At 71.6% G+C, this 18,133-nt stretch carries 15 protein-coding genes and 1 pseudogene; 4 read left to right on the forward strand and 12 right to left on the reverse strand.

All coding sequences use genetic code 11. The features are described 5' to 3' along the window. Positions 1 to 267: pseudogene (locus OJ997_RS30405) on the forward strand (hypothetical protein); the annotation flags it as partial. Here OJ997_RS30405 and OJ997_RS30410 read toward each other — a convergent pair. The 3 genes from OJ997_RS30410 to OJ997_RS30420 all read right to left on the reverse strand — a co-directional run bounded on the left by OJ997_RS30410 (position 236) and on the right by OJ997_RS30420 (position 3,156). Then, positions 236 to 1,201 (reverse strand): methyltransferase domain-containing protein, encoded by a 966-nt coding sequence (locus tag OJ997_RS30410; protein WP_270029119.1) that lies wholly within the window; start codon positions 1,199 to 1,201, stop codon positions 236 to 238. The pseudogene OJ997_RS30405 and the gene OJ997_RS30410 sit on opposite strands and share 32 nt — an antisense overlap. Beyond that, complete coding sequence (gene tgt / locus OJ997_RS30415; RefSeq protein ID WP_270029120.1) at positions 1,198 to 2,406, reverse strand: tRNA guanosine(34) transglycosylase Tgt; 1,209 nt, start codon at positions 2,404 to 2,406, stop codon at positions 1,198 to 1,200. Before tgt ends, OJ997_RS30410 begins: the two co-directional genes overlap by 4 nt. 309 nt (positions 2,407 to 2,715) lie before the next feature. After that, positions 2,716 to 3,156 (reverse strand): Hsp20/alpha crystallin family protein, encoded by a 441-nt coding sequence (locus OJ997_RS30420; protein WP_270029121.1) that lies wholly within the window; start codon positions 3,154 to 3,156, stop codon positions 2,716 to 2,718. Between the two features lie 204 nt (positions 3,157 to 3,360). On the opposite strand from OJ997_RS30420, the gene OJ997_RS30425 reads away from it, so the two are divergent. Then, entirely contained in the window at positions 3,361 to 6,312 is a 2,952-nt protein-coding gene (locus tag OJ997_RS30425; protein WP_270029122.1) for a DUF11 domain-containing protein, read from the forward strand. Here OJ997_RS30425 and OJ997_RS30430 read toward each other — a convergent pair. The 7 genes from OJ997_RS30430 to gap all read right to left on the reverse strand — a co-directional run bounded on the left by OJ997_RS30430 (position 6,309) and on the right by gap (position 15,142). Beyond that, positions 6,309 to 6,779 carry a MarR family winged helix-turn-helix transcriptional regulator gene (locus tag OJ997_RS30430; RefSeq protein WP_270029123.1) on the reverse strand — a complete coding sequence of 157 codons (471 nt, stop codon included), beginning with the start codon at positions 6,777 to 6,779 and terminating at the stop codon, positions 6,309 to 6,311. The two genes, OJ997_RS30425 and OJ997_RS30430, sit on opposite strands and share 4 nt — an antisense overlap. Positions 6,780 to 6,834: 55 nt before the next feature. Beyond that, on the reverse strand, positions 6,835 to 7,194 hold the full coding sequence (locus tag OJ997_RS30435; protein ID WP_270029124.1) for a hypothetical protein: 360 nt from the start codon (positions 7,192 to 7,194) through the stop codon (positions 6,835 to 6,837). After that, positions 7,184 to 10,501, reverse strand: coding sequence for a DNRLRE domain-containing protein (locus OJ997_RS30440; protein ID WP_270029125.1), 3,318 nt, complete (start codon positions 10,499 to 10,501; stop codon positions 7,184 to 7,186). The genes OJ997_RS30435 and OJ997_RS30440 overlap by 11 nt, the downstream gene beginning before the upstream one ends. Positions 10,502 to 10,769: 268 nt before the next feature. Continuing rightward, entirely contained in the window at positions 10,770 to 12,260 is a 1,491-nt protein-coding gene (gene gpmI / locus OJ997_RS30445; RefSeq protein ID WP_270029126.1) for a 2,3-bisphosphoglycerate-independent phosphoglycerate mutase, read from the reverse strand. Continuing rightward, on the reverse strand, positions 12,257 to 13,018 hold the full coding sequence (gene tpiA / locus OJ997_RS30450; protein WP_270029127.1) for a triose-phosphate isomerase: 762 nt from the start codon (positions 13,016 to 13,018) through the stop codon (positions 12,257 to 12,259). The genes gpmI and tpiA overlap by 4 nt, the downstream gene beginning before the upstream one ends. Next, positions 13,015 to 14,148, reverse strand: a complete 1,134-nt coding sequence (locus tag OJ997_RS30455) for a phosphoglycerate kinase (RefSeq protein ID WP_270029128.1) — start codon at positions 14,146 to 14,148, stop codon at positions 13,015 to 13,017. The genes tpiA and OJ997_RS30455 overlap by 4 nt, the downstream gene beginning before the upstream one ends. Further along, positions 14,135 to 15,142 (reverse strand): type I glyceraldehyde-3-phosphate dehydrogenase, encoded by a 1,008-nt coding sequence (gene gap, locus OJ997_RS30460; RefSeq protein WP_270029129.1) that lies wholly within the window; start codon positions 15,140 to 15,142, stop codon positions 14,135 to 14,137. Before gap ends, OJ997_RS30455 begins: the two co-directional genes overlap by 14 nt. A gap of 118 nt (positions 15,143 to 15,260) precedes the next feature. Here gap and OJ997_RS30465 point away from each other — a divergent pair, with 118 nt between their 5' ends. Then, on the forward strand, positions 15,261 to 15,581 hold the full coding sequence (locus OJ997_RS30465) for a hypothetical protein (protein WP_270029130.1): 321 nt from the start codon (positions 15,261 to 15,263) through the stop codon (positions 15,579 to 15,581). 160 nt (positions 15,582 to 15,741) lie between these two features. On the opposite strand, the gene OJ997_RS30470 is transcribed toward OJ997_RS30465, so the two are convergent. Then, positions 15,742 to 16,479, reverse strand: coding sequence for an SDR family NAD(P)-dependent oxidoreductase (locus OJ997_RS30470; protein WP_270029131.1), 738 nt, complete (start codon positions 16,477 to 16,479; stop codon positions 15,742 to 15,744). 45 nt (positions 16,480 to 16,524) lie between these two features. Between OJ997_RS30470 and OJ997_RS30475 the strand changes: the two genes are divergently transcribed. Further along, positions 16,525 to 17,091, forward strand: coding sequence for a TetR/AcrR family transcriptional regulator (locus tag OJ997_RS30475; protein WP_270029132.1), 567 nt, complete (start codon positions 16,525 to 16,527; stop codon positions 17,089 to 17,091). On the opposite strand, the gene OJ997_RS30480 is transcribed toward OJ997_RS30475, so the two are convergent. Continuing rightward, positions 17,057 to 18,091, reverse strand: coding sequence for a medium chain dehydrogenase/reductase family protein (locus OJ997_RS30480; protein ID WP_270029133.1), 1,035 nt, complete (start codon positions 18,089 to 18,091; stop codon positions 17,057 to 17,059). The two genes, OJ997_RS30475 and OJ997_RS30480, sit on opposite strands and share 35 nt — an antisense overlap. Positions 18,092 to 18,133 lie beyond the last annotated feature (42 nt).

Genomic DNA, 18,133 nt, shown 5'->3' on the forward strand with positions numbered 1-18,133 from the left:
CGCCGGCTGCAGCCGGTCGACGAGCCGCCGCGCCGCCCCGCGCCCAAGCGCCGCGCGCCCCAGGGTCCGCCGCCGCGCCAGGGCGGCAGCGGCGCCGGCAAGTGGATCGCGCTCGTGCTCGTCCTGCTGTTGATCGCGGCCGGCGGCTACGCCTACACGCAGTTCGGCGGCAGCGAACGCCAGGTGCAGCTCAACGAGAGCGTCGACGGCAACGTCTCCGACGCCGTCGGCGACTTCAAGCAGCTCGTCGAGGACAACACGCGATGAGGATCGTCACCGGCAGCTCGTAGCCGGTGGCGGTGCGGAAGGGCTCGGCGAGGTCGGTGAGACGCGCGCGGACGCGGGCGCGCTCCTCGTCGGTGGCGCCCTCGATGCGCGCGGCCGTGCGGACGGTGCCGCCGCGGATGCCGTCCCAGAGGGTGTCGAGCGAGTCCACGTGCAGCGTGTCGCGCACGACGCGCACGGACACGTGGCCCGGCGCGGCCGCGTCGCCACGCGGCGCGTCGTCGCCACGCGGCGCGTCGTCGCCACGCGGCGCGTCGTCGCCACGCGGCGCGCCGTCGCCCGGCGCGGCCTCGCCCGGCCCGGGGTCGCCCGACGGCGCGTCGTCGCTCCGCGTCGTCTCGTGGCCACCGGCCAGCAGCGCGGCGAGAGGGTCCGCGTTGGCGTAGCGTTCGGAGTCCGAGCCGTCGGGCACACCACCGAGGCCCTGCGCGGCCGCGGACGGCAGCGCCAGGAACGCGACCTCGTCCTCCGGGCCCCAGGCCGCGAGCGCGACCGTGCGCGCGACGCGGCGCAGCTCGCGCACCGCCGCCTCGGCGTCCGGCGTGTGGTTGACGAGGAACGCGCCGAGCGCGACGTCGAACGTGTCGTCGTCGAACGGCAGCGCCTCCGCGTCGGCCTGGAGGAACGTCAGGGCCGGGTGGCGCCGGCGGGACTCTTCCACCATGCCGTCGGCGAGGTCGACGCCGGTGACGTGCGCGCCCCGCTCGGCCGCCGCGGCCACGAGCGCGCCGGGCCCGCAGCCGACGTCGAGCACGCGGTCGCCCGGCTTGACGTGCGCGAGCAGCGGCGGGATGGCGAACGCGGTCGCGCGCGCCATCAGCGCGTCGTACGTGCCGGCCCGGGCACTCCAGCCCGCGGACTCGAAGGCCTTGAAGTCGGAGCCCGGCGGGGCGGCCGCGCGCGGCGCGTCGGTCATCGCGCCGTCGCGAGCTCCCACGGGGCGGCGCCCGCACGGGTCGCGGCCGCGGCGGCGGGCAGCCGGCCCTCGTCGATCGCGTCGCGCAGCTCGGCCATCAGGCGCTGGAGGTAGGCGAGGTTGTGGATCGTCAGCAGGCGCTGGGCGGTCTGTTCCTTCGCCTTGAGCAGGTAGTGGATGTAGGCGCGGGAGTAGCCGGCCTCGCACGCCGGGCACGGGCAGCCCTCGAGAATCGGCTCGTCGACGCCGCGCCAGCGGGCCTTGGCCAGGTCCACGCGCCAGCGCTTCTCCGGGTCGGGCACGACGGCCATGCCGTGGCGGCCGATCCGGGTCGGCATCGCGCAGTCGAAGGTGTCGATGCCAAGCTCCACGCCGCGCACCAGGTCGTCGATCTCGCCGATGCCGAGCAGGTGACGGGGCTTGCCCTCCGGCAGCTCCTCGATCGTCCATTCGACGACGGTGAACATCTGGTCCTTGGTCTCGCCCAGCGTGCCGCCGATCGCGATCCCGCCCAGGTATTCACGCGCCGCGACCTCCTGGGCCGACGCGCGGCGGAGGTCCTCCTCCACGCCGCCCTGCACGATCCCGTACAGAGTCTGACCCTCAGGTCCATGTTGAGTGTGCCAGTCGATGCAGCGATCGAGCCAGCGGTGCGTCCGCTCCGTGGACCGCGCGGTGTACTCGCGGTCGGCGTGGAACGGCGTGCACTCGTCGAACACGAGCGCGATGTCCGAGCGCAGCGCGGCCTGGACCTCCATCGAGGTCTCCGGGCCCATGAAGTGCGTGGTGCCGTCGAGGTAGGAGCGGAACGTCACGCCCTCCTCCTCGATGGCGAGGATCGCGCCCGAGCGCTCGCCGACGAACTGCGCCTGCCGGCCCTTGATCTCGTCGGCCACGGTGCCGTGCCCCATCGAGAAGACCTGGAAGCCACCCGAGTCGGTGATGATCGGCTTGTCCCAGCGCTGGAACTCGTGCAGCCCGCCGAACTGCTTGATGAGCTCGTGGCCGGGCGTCAGGAACAGGTGGAACGTGTTCCCGAGGACCATGTCGTAGCCGAGCGCCTCGACCTCGCGCACTTCAAGGGTCTTGACGACCGCCTTGGTCGCGAGGGGCACGAAGGCGGGGGTCCGGACCTCGCCGTGAGCGAGCTTGAGCGTGCCGGTGCGGGCGTACGAGCCCGGGTCTTTGGTGCGAATGGAGAACACGGAGCCCGCGAGGTTAGCCACCCAACCATGCCCGCGGGCGGTTAGGCGGAAGCACCAACCCGAACGCGAGCAGCGCCAGGATCGTCCACAGCGCATCGACGCCCGGGAAGCTCGCGACGAAGGTCCCGTCGAACTGCTTCGCGATCCCGGCCGGGGCGTTGCCGTCACCGTCGAACAGCTTCGACTTGCCGGAGTAGAAGAACAGGACGCCGACCAGGAAGTAGACCGAGACGTCCGGGGTGAGGCCACGTCATCCCGCCGGGATGATCGAGCGGGGGCGGCACGTTGGCCGCCCCCGCGAACCCGTGACTAAGCGGCGGACGTCTCCAGCGTCTTCGGGCCGCCGGTCGAGATCTCGATCCGGCGCGGCTTGCGCTGCTCGGGCTTCGGGATCCGCAGCTCGAGCACGCCACGGTCGAAGCTCGCGGTGATCGCCTCGGCGTCGACGCCCTCGGGCAGGGTCAGCGTGCGGCGGAACGAGCCGAAGGCGCGCTCGACGCGGTGGTAGCCGCCCTTGCCCTCGGTGCGCTCGGACGTGCGCTCGCCCGAGATCGTCAGCACGCGGTCCTCGACCTCGATCTTGACGTCCTCGTCCGAGAGCCCGGGCAGGTCGGCCGTGAGCACGAACTCGTCGGCGCTCTCCGCCAGGTCCATCGCGGGCAGCCAGCGGCGCTGCGCGCCGGCGGTCGGGGCGAACAGACGATTGAGCTCGGAAAGGTCGCGGAACGGCTCCCAACGAACGATGGCCATGTCTTTCCTCCAGGTGGTCCGGGGTGAGAACTTCTGGACTTGGAGTATAGAAATCTCAGTCGCCGCGTATCAAGTCTGAGCCTAAAAAGTAGTTAAGGCGTACGCGCCAACGTGCTGGACGAACCGGTGAGTCGTCGCTTACCGTGCGGACATGGCGGGACGGATCGCCGTGGTGGGGCTCTGGCGCTGCTGACGTTTCCCTCCGTGGCGCGCGCGGAGCGGCCGTTCAGCGCGCGCTTCGCGCAGAACACCCAGGGCGACATCGCGCTCGCCGCGAACACGCTGCTGAGTTGTGTGGGCACGGAGCCGGCGTGTCCCGCGGCCCGCGCGGGATCCTCCTCGCCGATCTCGGGCGCGAACAACAACGCGCGGGTCATGACCTACGTCGACATCGACGCGGACCCTGCGACGTTCGCGTCGAGCACGGCCGCCCTCTCTCTCCCGACCGACGCCCGGATCCTGTTCGCGGGCCTGTATTGGGGTGGTCGGACCGCCGCGGGCACCGGTGGCGCACCCGCGCCCGATCCCGCCGCTCGCGGCACGGTGTGGCTCCAGGCCCCGGGTGACGACGCGTACCGCGTGCTCAGCGCGAGCGCCCCCGTCGACACGGCCGGCGAGACCTACCAGGGCTTCCTCGACGTCACGGCGATCGTGCGCACGGCCGGCCCGGGCGACTACACGGTCGCCAACGTCCAGGCGGGAACGGGCCGCAGCGACGGTCAGCTCGCCGGCTGGACGCTCGTCGTGGCCTACGGCGACGGCGGCGCGCCGCCACGCAGCCTGGCCGTGTTCGACGGCCTGCAGCAGGTCGGCTCGAGCAGCGCGGGCGTCACGATCCCGCTCAGCGGGTTCCGCACGCCGTCGAGCGGGCCGGTCCGCTCGCGGGTCGGCGTCGTCGTCTACGAGGGCGACCGCGGGACGACCGGCGACGGCGCGACGCTGCAGGGCGCGGCGGGCCCCGTCGCGCTCACGAACATCGCCAACCCGGCCACGAACGCCTTCAACTCGACGATCACGCGCGACGGCTCCGACGCCGGCACCCGCACGCCGGCGTACGCGAACCAGCTCGGGTTCGACGCCGACGTGTTCTCCACCACGAACGTGCTCGGCAACGGCCAGACGAGCACCCAGGTGCGGCTGACGACGAACGGGGACGCCTACCAACCGGGCGTGGTGACGATCGCCACCGAGCTCTTCGCCCCGCGGATCGCGGTCACCAAGCAGGTCAGCCGGGAGTCGGCGAGCCTGGGCGACGAGCTCACCTATACGACGACGATCGCCAACACCGGCGAGGACGTCGCGACCCAGGTGGACTTCGACGACGCGCTGCCGGCGGGCGTGGCGCCGCTCCCCGGGACGCTGACCGTCGACGGCACGCCGGTTCCCGACCCCACCGGCGGCGCGCTGCGGGTCGCCGACCTCCCGCCGGGCGCCACGCGCACCGTCGCCTTCCGCGTGCGGATCGCGGCCGACGGCATCGCCACGGGCACCGTCCTCGAGAACGTCGCCGAGGTGGCGTTCACCGCCACCGACCTCGGGACGCGCGACCTGGTCCGCAGCGCGCCGGCGCGGACGCGAGTGCTGGTGCCGGACGTCGCGGTCACCAAGCGCCACACGCCGGACTTCGTGGTCGGCGTGCCGTCCACGTACACGATCGAGGTGCGCAACGCCGGTGAAGCGCCGACGAGCGGCGAGGTGCGCGTGAGCGACACGCTGCCGGCCGGCCTGGCCCCGGGCGCGGTGACGGCGCCCGGCTGGACGTGCACCGCGCCGCCGGCGCTCAGCTGCACGCGCGCCGACGCGCTCGCGCCGGGCGAGACCTTCCCGCCGATCGAGCTGGTCGTCACGCCGCAGCTCGGCGCGGGCGACGTCAGCAACACCGTCACCGTGGACGCGACGCCCGACGGCCACGCCGCCAACGACGCCTTCACCGACGCCGGCGCGGCGAGCCTCGCGGTGGTCGACCTCGAGGTGTCCAAGCTCACCGTGAGCCGGCCGTCGCAGAGCCCGAGCGGCTTCATCCCGGGCGAGCGCATCGAGTTCGCCGTGACCGTGCGCAACAACGGCCCGGACACGGCGCGCGAGGTCGGGATCGCCGACCTGGCGCCGGTCTCGCTGGTCATCGACCGCGCGGCGACCGGCGCGCCCTATCCGTGCACGTACCCGCCCGCGCCCGTCCCCGGCACCTACGTCGAGTGCCAGGTCGGCACGCTGGAGCCGGGCGAGTCGCGCACGATCCCCGTCGTCGCGACCCTTGCGACGACGCTGCCGGACTACCCCTCGAACTCGGAGGAGGTCAACCGCGCGGCCACGAGCTCGCTCGCCGGCGAGTACGACTTCACCAACAACCTGGCCGAGTCCACGTTCCCGACGCTGCCCGTGACCGACATCGCCATCAGCAAGCGCGCCGAGCCCGCCGAGGTGCCCGAGGGCGGGCTCGTCACCTACACGCTGGTCGTGCGCAACGACGGGCCGGCCGTGGCCGACGTGTTCTTCGCCGACACGCTCCCCGACGAGCTGCTCGATCCCGAGGTGACGATCGCCGGCGGCACGGGCGACTGCACGCTGGAGCCGTTCCCCGACGTGACCGAGCGCCCCATCCCCCAGTGCGTGATCCCGCAGATGGAGGTGGGTGGGGAGCGGACGATCACGATCCGCACGCGGGTGGCGCTGGGCACGGCCGGCCGGACGCTGCCGAACTTCGCCGCCGTCAGCCCGGACGCCGCCGAGCCCGACTTCACCGACAACACGGCGAACGCCTCCGTGCTGGTGATCGCGGCCCCGCCGCCTGAGACTCCTGACCCGACCGCGGTGCCGCAGCCCGGCACGCCGGCTCCTGCCGCGCCGCCGCCGGTGACGGTCGAGACGACCTGCCGTTCCCAGCGCACGTTCGCGATCCGCCTGCGTGAACGCCGAGGTCGCGTGGTCCGCAGCGCGCGCGTGCTCGTCAACGGGCGGCGCGTGGCCACGTTCAGGCGCGCCGACGGCCGCTGGACGGCCAAGGTCGACCTCCGGGGCCTCCCGGCCGGAACCTACGCCGTCGAGCTCGAGGCCAGGCTGCGCGACGGGCGGCGCCTGCGCTGGACGCGCTCGTACCGGACCTGCACGACCAAGCTCCCGCCGTCCAACCGGCTGAGCGACCGCGACGCGCTCTAGTCCGCCGAAGCGGCGCCGGGGAGCACGCGCTCCCAGGCGGAGGCGAAGCGACGCAGCTCGTCCTCGGAGAAGTGCACGAGGAAGCGCTCCCGGACGCCTTCCAGATGCGTCGGCCGTGCCCGCTCGAGCAGCTCGGCGCCCTTCTCCGTGAGCACGGCGAAGCAGCCGCGGCCGTCATCGGTGCAGGTATCGCGAACGAGCAGGCCCTCGCGCTCCAGCCGGTCGACCAGCCGCGTCATCCCGGACCGGGAGAGCAGCACCGAGTCGGCGAGCTCCGCCATCCTCCGCTTGCGATCCGGCGCCGACTCCAGCGTGATGAGCACCTCGTACGAGCTCAACGGGAGGTCGTGCGCCGCGGCCAGCTCGGCGTCCAGGGCCTTCACGAGTGCCGTATGCACCCGCAACAGCCCGCGCCAGGCCGCCAATTCCGTCTCCGTCAGGTCAACGCGTGTCTCTGGTACCGCCATGCCCACGCAGTGTAGCGGCGTAGTTGCGTGGGCAACGGGTAATTGTCAGGTCAAACTATTTGCGAGCTTCAAACCGTCGGAGCACGGCCCACAAGAGCACGCACACGCCGATCACGATCAGGGCCCCGACCGCCACGACGTCGCCGAGAGCGGTCCCGCAGCTCGGATCACAACCGGCCGGCTCGGACTCGGGGCGACCACGTCCATCGCCCAGCAGCAACGCCAGCGACGACAGCAGCAGGGCCGCCACGATGAGCCCCGCCGCCCGTCCTCCGCCCGCCCGCCCGAGCGCGACGAGCGCCGCCACCCCCAGCAGCACGAGTGCAGCGGACCACGCGAGTCCGAACCCGCCGAGAGCAACGGCGAGCCCGGACCCGGTGGCGACGGCGAAGAGCAGCAGGTGGTTACGAGTCATCGGCTCCCGGTGGCTTCGGGTCGCAGAAGCTCGTGATCTCGCGCGTCTGCTTGCCGCCCGAGTACTCGAGATGGACCCGGTGTCCGGGATCGGCCGCCACCTCGGTCAGGCGCGGGGAGCCGCCGAGCTTCTGGATCCACTGCGCGTCCGGCTGCGTCACCGGCCCGGCGGAGATCGCGGCGTAGTCGTAGCACACGGTCACACGCCCGAACGTGCAGCTCACGTAGCGCAATTGCTGGATGACGCCGCAATACGTGCTCTCGTTGGTCCCGACCGAGGTGCTGGTGGCCTGCGCGCTGTAGATCACCGTCCCGCTGTCGGTCTCGCCCTCGTTGGTCGTGAAGTCGACCCAGTAGCGCTTGTTGTAGCGGTAGAAGTGCCCCGACTTGGCGACGATCGCGAAGTCGGGATACTTCTGCGGATCGACGGGGTTGTCCTGCAGACGGTCGTCGCCGTCGGCGATGTCGTCCTGGTAACGGCCCTTGCCAGGCAGGTTCCCCTGCGTGTACCGCGACGTGAAGTGGCTCTCCCAGTTCTTCGACCACCGGGCTGTCGGCGAGGGAAACACGCGCGCTTCGATCTCGACGTTGCGCTGTGTCGGCTCCGCCGCGCACATCCAGGCGAGGCTGACCGACGACAGCCACTTCCACCGCAGGCGATGGCGCTTCTGGTGCAGCCCGTCGTCGCCGTCTCGTGGGCCGAGCACCGTGTCCGCCTTGTGATAGCTCGGTGCCCAGTAGACGGGGTTCGGCTCCTGGTTGGAGGCTTTGATCAGCCCGATCTGCCCGGCCTGGGCGCACGTCTTCTGATCGGCGGGAACGGACGCCGAGCGTGCGGCCGCCCCGCCGCCCGCGTCGGCCACTGTCTGCGCGTCGATACTCATCTCCGAGAGCCGTTGCGCGCCGCCGGCAGCGACGCTCGTGCCCGGCGCGAGCACGCTCATCGACTTGATCTGCGAAGTGGCCGACGGAGTCACCGCTGCCGATCGCAGCGCCACCTGCGCACCCGACGGGTTCAACCGCACGGTGATGCCCGTGACGAACGCGCCGCGATCGTCGAGCTGGTCCTTGAAGCGATTGAGGTCGGAGAGCTCGGCGGCGATCGCGTCCGCATCGTCCGGGTCGGTCGGCGTCTCGTTCTCGAGCTCGTCGATGTTGGCCTCGGCGAGATCCACCTGCTGCGCGTAGAAGTCCTCGATGCTGTCCGGCACGGAGCTGGGCGACGTGACACGCCCCGAACCGCCCAGACTCGCCACCTCGGGCTCGAAGTAGCCGTCGATCGCGCTCTCGACCTGCAATGCCGAGTGGTCGGGCAGCGCGGCCTCGACCTCACTCGGGTCCAGCGGCTCGTGGAAGCCGATCGCGACGTCCAGCGACTGGTTCGGGTGGGCGACGAAGTGCCGCGCGAAGACGAAGGCGTCGCGCATGCGGAACGTGAGGTCGCGCGCCGTGTCGTCCGACACCGAGTAGGTGAAGACGGGCGGCTGCCACAGCAGGTCCGCGTCACCGCCGTAGGGCAGGTTGTCCGTCAACCACTCCTGGACGTCCGCCCCCCAGTCCGTGATCGCGTCGTAGCAGTCGCGCAACGCCGTGTCGTCGGCCTCGCACTGCTGGGGGGTGTCCCAGTCGTCCGGCGGGAGCGGCATCGGGCCGGTCAAGGGCGCCGGTGACCGCACGTCGACCGATCCCTGGATCGCCGTCCGCCAGGAGGCCAGCATCGTGGCGTAGTGATTCTCGCGCGGCACGGAGATCGTCCACGTATGGCTGTCGGTCAACCCCGCCTGGTCGAACACGACCGCCTGGATCTGGTGGCTGCCCTCCGAGAGCGGGTCGGTGTACAGGTACCACTCGTCGGCGATCGTCGTGCAGGTCGTGCCGCAATCCGTGCCCGTGAAGGTCTCCTGCAGCGCGCCGTCGACGCGGACCTCGATCCGGTCGAGCGGGGCGCTGTGTGCCTGCGCGGACAGGTTCAGGCCGAAGTGATCCTGGCCGGTCGTCGGGTCCGCCGTCTGCGTCCACAGCTCACCGTCCAACCCGAGGTTCGGTCCAGGGCCCGAGTACTGGATGGTCAACAGCGGATCGATGTGCGCGCCGTCTCCCCAGCCGTGTCGACCGGGAAGCTGGACGGCGAGCCCGTGGTTGGGCGTCTGCCCGGTCCACCAGCCGCTCACCAGCGCCGTGAGGTCCGCCGGCTCGTAGGGGCCGTCGAGTGGACCGCCCGGCGTCCACGGCGTGGTGCCGTCGCTCGTGGTCCACGACACGTCGCTGGTCCACGGCTGCGTGACGCGATAGATCTCGAAGTCCGAGTTCGGCGCGTACTCGTAGTAGGCCCGCAGATCCATCGTTGCCTTGCGCACCGTCGTTCCGGCGGGAAGCAGGCCCGTGAGATCCCAACGCAGCATGGTGCGCCACGCCCAGCCGGCAGCCTCGTCCTCCCACACCGGCAGCACCTGCCCGCATTCCCCGCCGGGGCCGACCTCGTTGAAGATGCTGCACGCCAGTTGCGCACACGACGGAGCGCTGCCCTGGGTGCAGTCGAGCCCGCCGCCGACGTAGACGCTCGGGTCGATCGTGACCGGCCACGCGCGGTCGCGAGCGGCAAGCCACCGACGATCCGGGCGAAGGACGAGCCGCCACCCATCCGCTTCACGCCGCAGATCAGTGCGCACGCCGTGGTACTCGCCCTCGGCATCCAGCATCATCGAACGCGAGAGGAGCATGCGCACAGCGCCCTCGCTGTCGCGCACGACGATCGTTCCCGACGCTGAGGCCTTCAGCGTGAAGCCCGCCGGCGCGCGCACGTCGAAGGCGAAGTCGCGCACGCTCGCGCGGTCGCGGACGATCAGCTCCTCCTTCACCGTGTCGCCGGTCGCCGTGTAGCGCAGTTCGACGCCCGGCCAGGCGCCCGCGAAGCCCGCGGCGGCTCCCCGCGCCGTCGCGGCCCGATTCGTGGCTCCCCGCGGTGCGAACTCGATCCAGGCGTTGCCGCGGGTGACCCGTACGGCACCGCCGTTCAGCCGGCGCGGGATGCTGACGCGGTACTGGTTGGCCGCGTTCCGAAGCACCGCCCCGTCGCCTTCGAGTGCGTTGTCGACCGGCTTCCAGCGGCCGGATGCGTCGCGGAAGTTGAGCGACTCGGTGCCGATCTGCGTGGCGAACGTCCCGCGGCCGGTGCTGAACGTCCGCGAGGTCTGCGTGCGCAGGTCTGCGATGTCCGCGCCCTTCGCCCCCGCAGGCGGCGCCAATGCGGCTTGCCCGCGCTCCGCACCGTACGACGGCGCGACCGCGGCGGCCAGCGACACCGCCACCGCGAGACCCAGCCATCGACCGAACCGCCTGGACGTACCGCCCCAGCGGCCATCCACCCGAAGCTGCGCACCGGCTCCCATCGCGTACCCGCCCTCTTGCGTCGTGTCCCGGGAGCATCTCCACGCTGCCCGGCGGCGGGGTCATCAAAGCTTCCGCGCGCCGTCAGGTCAAGGAACGTCGCGACGGTGGACGAGGCTCGGTCATGAGCCGAACTCGCCCACCGCGAAAGACGTTTGCCCTGAAGCTGGGAGTGGTATGCGGGTGCGCTCAGCCGAGCAGTGAGCGACCCGTCATCGCGGACGGCTGCTCGATGCCCAGGAGCGCCAGCGCCGTCGGCGCGACGTCGGCGAGGATGCCCTCACCGTCGAGCGACTCGGCGCCCGCGGTGACGATGAACGGCACCGGGTTCAGCGAGTGGGCCGTGTTCACGGACCCGTCGTCGTTGAGCATGTGGTCGCAGTTGCCGTGGTCGGCGGTGACCAGGCACGCGCCGCCGGCCGCGTGGACCGCCGCGACGACGCGGCCGAGCTGCTCGTCGACGGTCTCGACCGCCTTGACGGCCGCCTCGATGACGCCCGTGTGACCGACCATGTCCGGGTTCGCGAAGTTGATGATCGCGAACGCGGGCTTCTCGGCGTTGAAGTGCTTGACGAAGCCGTCCGCGGCCTCGTGGGCCGCCATCTCCGGCTTGAGGTCGTACGTCGCGACGTCGCGCGGTGAGGGCGCGAGCTCGCGCACCTCGCCGGCGTACGGGTGCTCCTCGCCGCCGTTGAAGAAGTACGTGACGTGCGGGTACTTCTCGGTCTCGGCGACGTGCAGCTGGCCGAGCCCCTTGTCCGCGATGAGCTTGCCGATCGTGATCGCCGGCCGCTTGGGCGGGAAGACGACCGGATAGTCCCAGTCCTCGTCGTACTCGGCGAGCGTGATGTAGCGGTCGATGAGCTCCGCCCCGCCGCGGTCCACGTCGGAGAACGACGGGTCGCACAGGGCGAGCGTGATCTCGCGCATCCGGTCGGGCCGGAAGTTGAACGCGATCACGGAGTCGCCGGGACGGATCTTGGCCTCTTCGCCGACGGTCGTCGCCGCGATGAACTCGTCCGTCTCGTCGCGCTCGTAGGCCTGCGTGGCGGCCTCGGGAGCCGTGTCCACGTGATGGTCGGCCTTGCCGTGCACGAGCAGGTCGTAGGCCTTCTGGACGCGGTCCCAGCGCTTGTCGCGGTCCATGGCGAAGTAGCGGCCGATGACCGAGCCGACGCGCCCACCCCAGGACTCGACGTCGGCGAGGTATTGCTTGCCGCCCGTGGGCGACGTGTCGCGGCCGTCGGTGAACGCGTGGACGATCACGTCCGAGCCGGACGCGGAGGCGAACTCGACCAGCGCCTTCAGGTGCCGGTCGGACGAGTGCACGCCGCCGTCGCTCACCAGGCCGATCAGGTGGATGCGCGGCGCGTCCTTCAGCGCCGCCTGCAGGACCTCGTTCTCACCGAGCGAGCCGTCCTCGACGGCCTTGTCGATGCGCGCGAGGTCCTGCGGCACGATCGCGCCCGCGCCGAGGTTCAGGTGGCCGACCTCCGAGTTGCCCATCTGCCCCTCGGGCAGCCCGACGCTCGGGCCCATGGCCGTGAGCGTCGTGTGGGGCTTCGTCGACCACAGCTCGTCGAAGACGGGCGTCTTCGCGAGCGACACGGCGTTGCCCGGACCGTCGGGGGCGAGCCCCCAGCCGTCCAGGACGATGAGCGCGACGTGCGGGACGGTCATGAGCCCTGCGCCGCCTTCACGATGGCGCCGAACGACTCGGCGTCCAGCGAGGCACCGCCGACGAGCGCGCCGTCGATGTCCGGCTGCGAGAGGAGCTCCGCCGCGTTGTCGGGCTTGAGGGAGCCGCCGTAGAGCACGCGCACGGCGTTGCCGGCTTCCTTGTCGAAGCCCTGCACGAGCGCGCGGACGAAGCCGCACGTCTCCTGCGCCTGCTCGGTGGTCGCCGCCAGGCCGGTGCCGATCGCCCACACGGGCTCATAGGCCACGACCACGCGGTGCAGCTCCGAGACGGGCACCTTCTCCAGGCCTTCCTGGACCTGGTGGCGGAGCCGACGCTCGGTGTCGCCCTGCTCGCGCTCCTCCTCGGTCTCGCCCACGCAGAGGATCGGGATCAGGCCCGCCTCCAGCGCCCGCGGGACCTTCAGCTGGAGCGCACGGTCCGTCTCGCCGAAGTACTGCCGGCGCTCGGAGTGGCCGAGGATCACGCCCTGCACGTCGATGTCGACGAGCTGCGGGGCGCTGACCTCGCCCGTGAACGCGCCCGAGTCCTTCTCGTGCATGTTCTGGGCGTAGACCTGGACGGCGCTGCCGCGCGCGCTGTCGACGACCGCGGACAGCGAGAGGAACGACGGCGCCACGACGACGTCGACGTCCTCCACGGCCCCGACCCGCGGAAGGAGCCCTTGGATGAGCTCCTCCGCCTCGGCGATCGTGTTGTTCAGCTTCCAGTTACCGGCGATGAACGGCTTGCGCTTCATGAAAGGGCCTTAACTCCTGGCAATTCCTTGCCTTCGATCAGCTCCAGCGAAGCCCCGCCGCCCGTGGAGAGGTGGCTGACGCGGTCGGCGAGCCCGAACTGGGCCAGCGCCGCGGCAGAGTCCCCGCCGCCGACGACCGTCGTGGCGTCGGTGGCGGCCATCGCCTCGGCGACGGCCTTGGTACCCGCGGCGAACGGCTCGAGCTCGAACGCGCCCATCGGCCCGTTCCAGAACACCGTGCCCGCCGCGGCGATGATGGCGCTGTAGCGCTCCGCCGTGCCCGGCCCGACGTCGAGGCCCATCCAGCCCTCCGGCACGTCGATCCCGTCCAGCGGCTGGACCTCGGTGTCGGCGCTGAACTCGCGGCCGGCGACCAGGTCGGTCGGCAGCTCGAGCTTCGCGTTGCCGAGCAGCGCCTTGGCGGGCTCCAGGCCCTCCTCCTCGCACAGCGAGGACCCGACCTCATGGCCCTGGGCCTTGAAGAACGGGAAGCACATGGCGCCGCCGATGAGGACCGTGTCGGCCTTCTCGAGGAACGCCTCGAGCACGCCGATCTTGTCCGTCACCTTCGCGCCGCCGACGACGGCCACCATGGGCCGCTTCGGGTCCTCGAGGATGCCGTTGAGCGTCGTGACCTCACGCTCGAGCAGGCGCCCCGCGGCGGACGGCAGCAGGTGCGCGACCGCCTCGGTGGAGGCGTGCGCGCGGTGCGCCGCGCCGAACGCGTCGTTGACGTAGACGTCGGCGAGCGCCGCGTAGCGCTTCGCCAGGTCCTCGTCGTTCTTGGTCTCGCCCTCGAAGAAGCGCACGTTCTCGACCATCACGACGTCGCCCGCGGGCACGTCGTCGAGGTCGGGAGCGAGCACCACGTCGACGCCGAGCAGCTCACCGAGCCGGTCGGCGGCGGGCTTGAGCGAGAACTTGGGGTCCGGACCGCCCTTGGGGCGGCCCAGGTGGGCGAGCAGCACGAGACCGCTCGCCCCCTTCTCGCGCAGCTCCTTCAGCGTGGGGAGCGCCGCCTGGATGCGGGCGTCGTCGGTGATGTTGCGGTCGTCGTCGAGCGGGACGTTGAAGTCCACGCGGACGAGGACGCGCTTACCGGCGACGTCCAGATCATCAAGCGTGCGCACGCACCAGCACCTTCTGGGCGAGGTCGACCACGCGGTTCGAGTAGCCCCACTCGTTGTCGTACCAGGTGACGACCTTGACCAGGTTGCCGTCGAGCACCGACGTCAGCAGCGAGTCGAAGATCGAGGAGTGCGGGTCCTTGACGATGTCCGAGGACACGATCGGATCGTCCGTGTAGCGGAGGATGCCGTTGCCGGACGCGGCCTTGACGGCCTCGTTGATCTCCTCGACCGTCGTGTCGCGCTTGGCGACGATCGTGAGGTCCACGACCGAGCCGGTCGGGACGGGGGCGCGCACCGCGAAGCCGTTGAGCTTGCCGTTGAGCTCCGGGATGACCAGGCCGATCGCCTTGGCGGCGCCCGTGGAGGCCGGCACGAGGTTGACGGCCGCGGCGCGGGCGCGACGCAGGTCCTTGTGGGGCGCGTCCTGGAGGTTCTGATCCGCCGTGTAGGCGTGGATCGTCGTCATCAGGCCCTTCTCGATGCCGACGAGGTCGTGGAGGACCTTGGCCACCGGCGCGAGGCAGTTCGTGGTGCAGGACGCGTTGGAGATGACGTCGTGCTTCTCCGCGTCGTAGACCTCGTCGAAGTTGACGCCGAGGACGACGGTGGCGTCCGGCTCGGTCGCCGGCGCGGAGATGATGACCTTCTTGGCGCCCGCCGCGAGGTGCTTGGCGGCGTCGGCGCGCTTGGTGAAGAAGCCCGTGGACTCGATCACGACGTCGACGTTGAGGTCGCCCCACGGCAGCGCCGCCGGATCCCGCTCGCTCAGGACCTTGACCTCGTTGCCGTTCACGACGAGGCTGCCGTCGGAGACGGACACCTCACCCGGGAACGGACCGAAGACCGAGTCGTACTTGAGCAGGTGACCCAGCGTCTTCGCGTCCGTCAGGTCGTTCACCGCGACGATCTCGACGTCAGCGCCGGCCTCGTGCGCCGCGCGGAAGACGTTGCGGCCGATGCGGCCGAAGCCGTTGATGCCGACACGTACAGCCATTCTCGAACCCTTTCCCGTGGAAAACGGGGGATGAGGCTACCGAAGGCGGCGACATAACCCCGGTCGCGGTTACGCGGCGATGACAGCTGCCCCCGTCCGGGTATGAGAATCGGCGGAGATGGACAGCTCGATCAGCGATGACGACGACTGGCCCGTCCGCGCGATCGTGGTCGTGCTCGCGTGCCTCGCCGGGGCGGTCGCGGCGCTCGAGTCGCTGATCGTGTTCCTCGTGCTCGTCTGGGCCGATGACGACCACGGGAACCTCAACCCGGACGCCGCGCTCGTGCTCCGCGGGGCCTTCTACGTGCTGGCCCCGGCGGCGCTGGTGGGCGCGATCCTCACCTGGGAGCTGCGCTGGCGGCGCGTCGCCCGGATCGTGACCGTGCTCGTCGCGGTGCTCGGCGCCGCCGGTTGGTGGCTCGTCACGCACCACGTCTAGTGTCGCGATTCAGAAGTTCGCGGGCCGCTACCGGACGTCTCGCCGCGCCTGGCGGCCGCCGGCGATCCCGCACGTACACCCGGTATGCGCTGGAATCACCGCCGGACCCAGCCACGACGATCGGGCCCGCTATCGACACGCGAACTTCCGACTCGCGACACTAGGCGGCGACCACCGCCACCCCGGTGCGGCCGCCGTCCACGTCGAGGACGACGCCGTGCACGAAGGCCGACTCGTCGCTCGCCAGGTAGACCGCGGCGGGGGCGATCGCCTCCGGCGTGCCGAGGTCCGCGGCGGGCGTGCCGCGCATCATCACGGCGCTCGGGTTGCCCGGCTCCTGGATCACCCCGGGCGAGATGGCGTTCACGCGCACGCCCTGCGGCCCGTACAGCGCGGAGTAGGCGCGGGTCATCGACTCGACGGCGCCCTTGGTGCCGGTGTAGACCGGGCTCGGAACACCGAGCCGAGCGACCCACGAGCCGAGGTTGACGATCGCGCCGCCTCCGCGCTCGGCCATCCGCGGCGCGACGGCCTCGATCAGGAAGTGCGGAGCCTTCACGTTGACCGCGAACATCCGGTCGAACCAGCCCTCGTCGATGACGACGTCGGCCGACGAGGGGTACGTGGCGGCGCTGTTGACGAGGATGTCGATGCGGCCGCCGAGCGCGTCGGCGGCGGCGTGCGCCAGGGTCTCCGAGGCCGCGGGTGAGCCGTCGAGGTCGGCGGCGATGAACCGGCCGCCGCTCGCCGCCGCGACCTCCGCCCCACGGGCCGCGTCGCGGCCGCTGACCACGACCTGGGCGCCCTCCTCGCCGAACGCCAGCGCGATCGCGCGGCCGATGTTGCTGGTGGCGCCGGTGATCAGCGCGGTCTTGCCTTTAAGTCGATTGGACTGCATGGTCCAGAACTGTACTGGACTACGCAGTCCAGTATCCTGATGGGCATGCCGGCGACGACAGCGAAGGGCGCAGCGACGCGGTCGCGGATCGTGCAGACCGCGGCCGACCTCGTGCTCGAGCGCGGCGTCGGCGGCACGTCGCTCGACGACATCCGCGCCGGCACGGGCACCAGCAAGAGCCAGCTCTTCCACTACTTCCCGGCCGGCAAGGCCGAGCTGGTCGAGGCCATCGCGGCCTTCCAGAGCGAGCGGGTGCTCGAGGCGCAGCGCCCACACCTGGACGAGCTCGACAGCCTCGAGAGCTGGGAGCGCTGGCGGGACGCGGTGCTCGCGCACTACGGCGCCCAGAAGCACCTTGCGTGCCCGATCAGCGCGCTGACGATGGAGGCGGGGGTCGACGCGTCCGCTCACATGGAGCGCTGGCAGGCATCCATCGAGGCGGGCGTGCGGCGGATGGGCGTCGACGACGACGGGCGCACCGCGCTCGCGATCTTCGCGGCGCTGCAGGGCGGGCTGCTGCTGATGCGGGCGTCGCAGTCGCTGGAGCCGCTGCGCGCGGCGCTGGACGGCGCGCTGGTCATCCTCCGGGAACGAGCAGCACCTTCCCGTTGAAGCCGCCGGCCTCGGCGAAGCGCAGCGCTTCGGCCGCCTCGGTGAGCGGATAGCGCGCCGCGATCTGCGGCTCGATCACGCCGTCGCGCAGCAGCTCGAACACCTTCGTCAGGTCCGCGCGGAGCTGTGCGCGGAAGCGCGCGGGCCGGAAGCGCTTCCCCGCCCAGAGGTTGAAGAAGGTCGCGCTGCGCCCGTTTGGCAGGGCGTTCCAAACCTGGAGCTTGGCGATCAGCTTCAGCACCGGGAGCGCCGGGTTGCCGGGCACGTCGCGGGTGGACGCGCTGCCGTAGGAGACGAGCGTGCCGCCCCGGGCGAGCAGCTTCCAGGAGCCGTCGATGCCGGGCCCGCCGACGTGGTCGAACACGGCCGCGACGCCGTCCGGGGCCAGCTCGCGCACGCGCGCGTAGACGTCCTCGCTGCGGTGGTCGATCACGGTCGCGCCCATCGCGCGGACGGCCTCGAGCTGCTTCGGGCCGGACGTCCCGATCACGTCGACGCCCGCGTGGCGCGCCAGCTGCACGAGCACCGAGCCGACGCCGCCGGAGGCGCCGAGCACGACGATCGTGTCGCCGCGCTCGACCTTCGCCGCGCGGTGCAGCATCCGCCACGCCGTCAGCCCGTTCACGACGAGCGTCTCCGCCGCCTCGGCGCTCACGCCGTCCGGCACGGGCACGAGATCCTCGTGGTTCAGCACCACGTACTCGGCCCAGCCGCCGACCTTCGTCAGCGCCGCCACGCGCTGCCCGCCCGCTCCGCCCGCGCCGCCCGCGCCGCCCGCGGCCGGCTCTCCCATCACGGTGCCGACCAGGTCGTAGCCGGGCACGAACGGGAACTTCGGCTGGTCGTAGTACTTGCCGCGGCGCATCTGCTGCTCGGCGAACGAGACGCCCGTCGCCTCCACGCGCACGAGCACCTGCCCCGGCCCGGGCGCCGGCAGCTCCGCCGTCCGCACCCGCGGGAACTCGCCCTGCGCCGCCATCTCCAGCTGTGTCGTCCGCATGTTCGTCGCCTCCGTGTTATATGCTCTAACTGATGTTAGAGA

This window comes from Solirubrobacter phytolaccae (assembly GCF_027587195.1).
Lineage (GTDB): Bacteria > Actinomycetota > Thermoleophilia > Solirubrobacterales > Solirubrobacteraceae > Solirubrobacter > Solirubrobacter phytolaccae.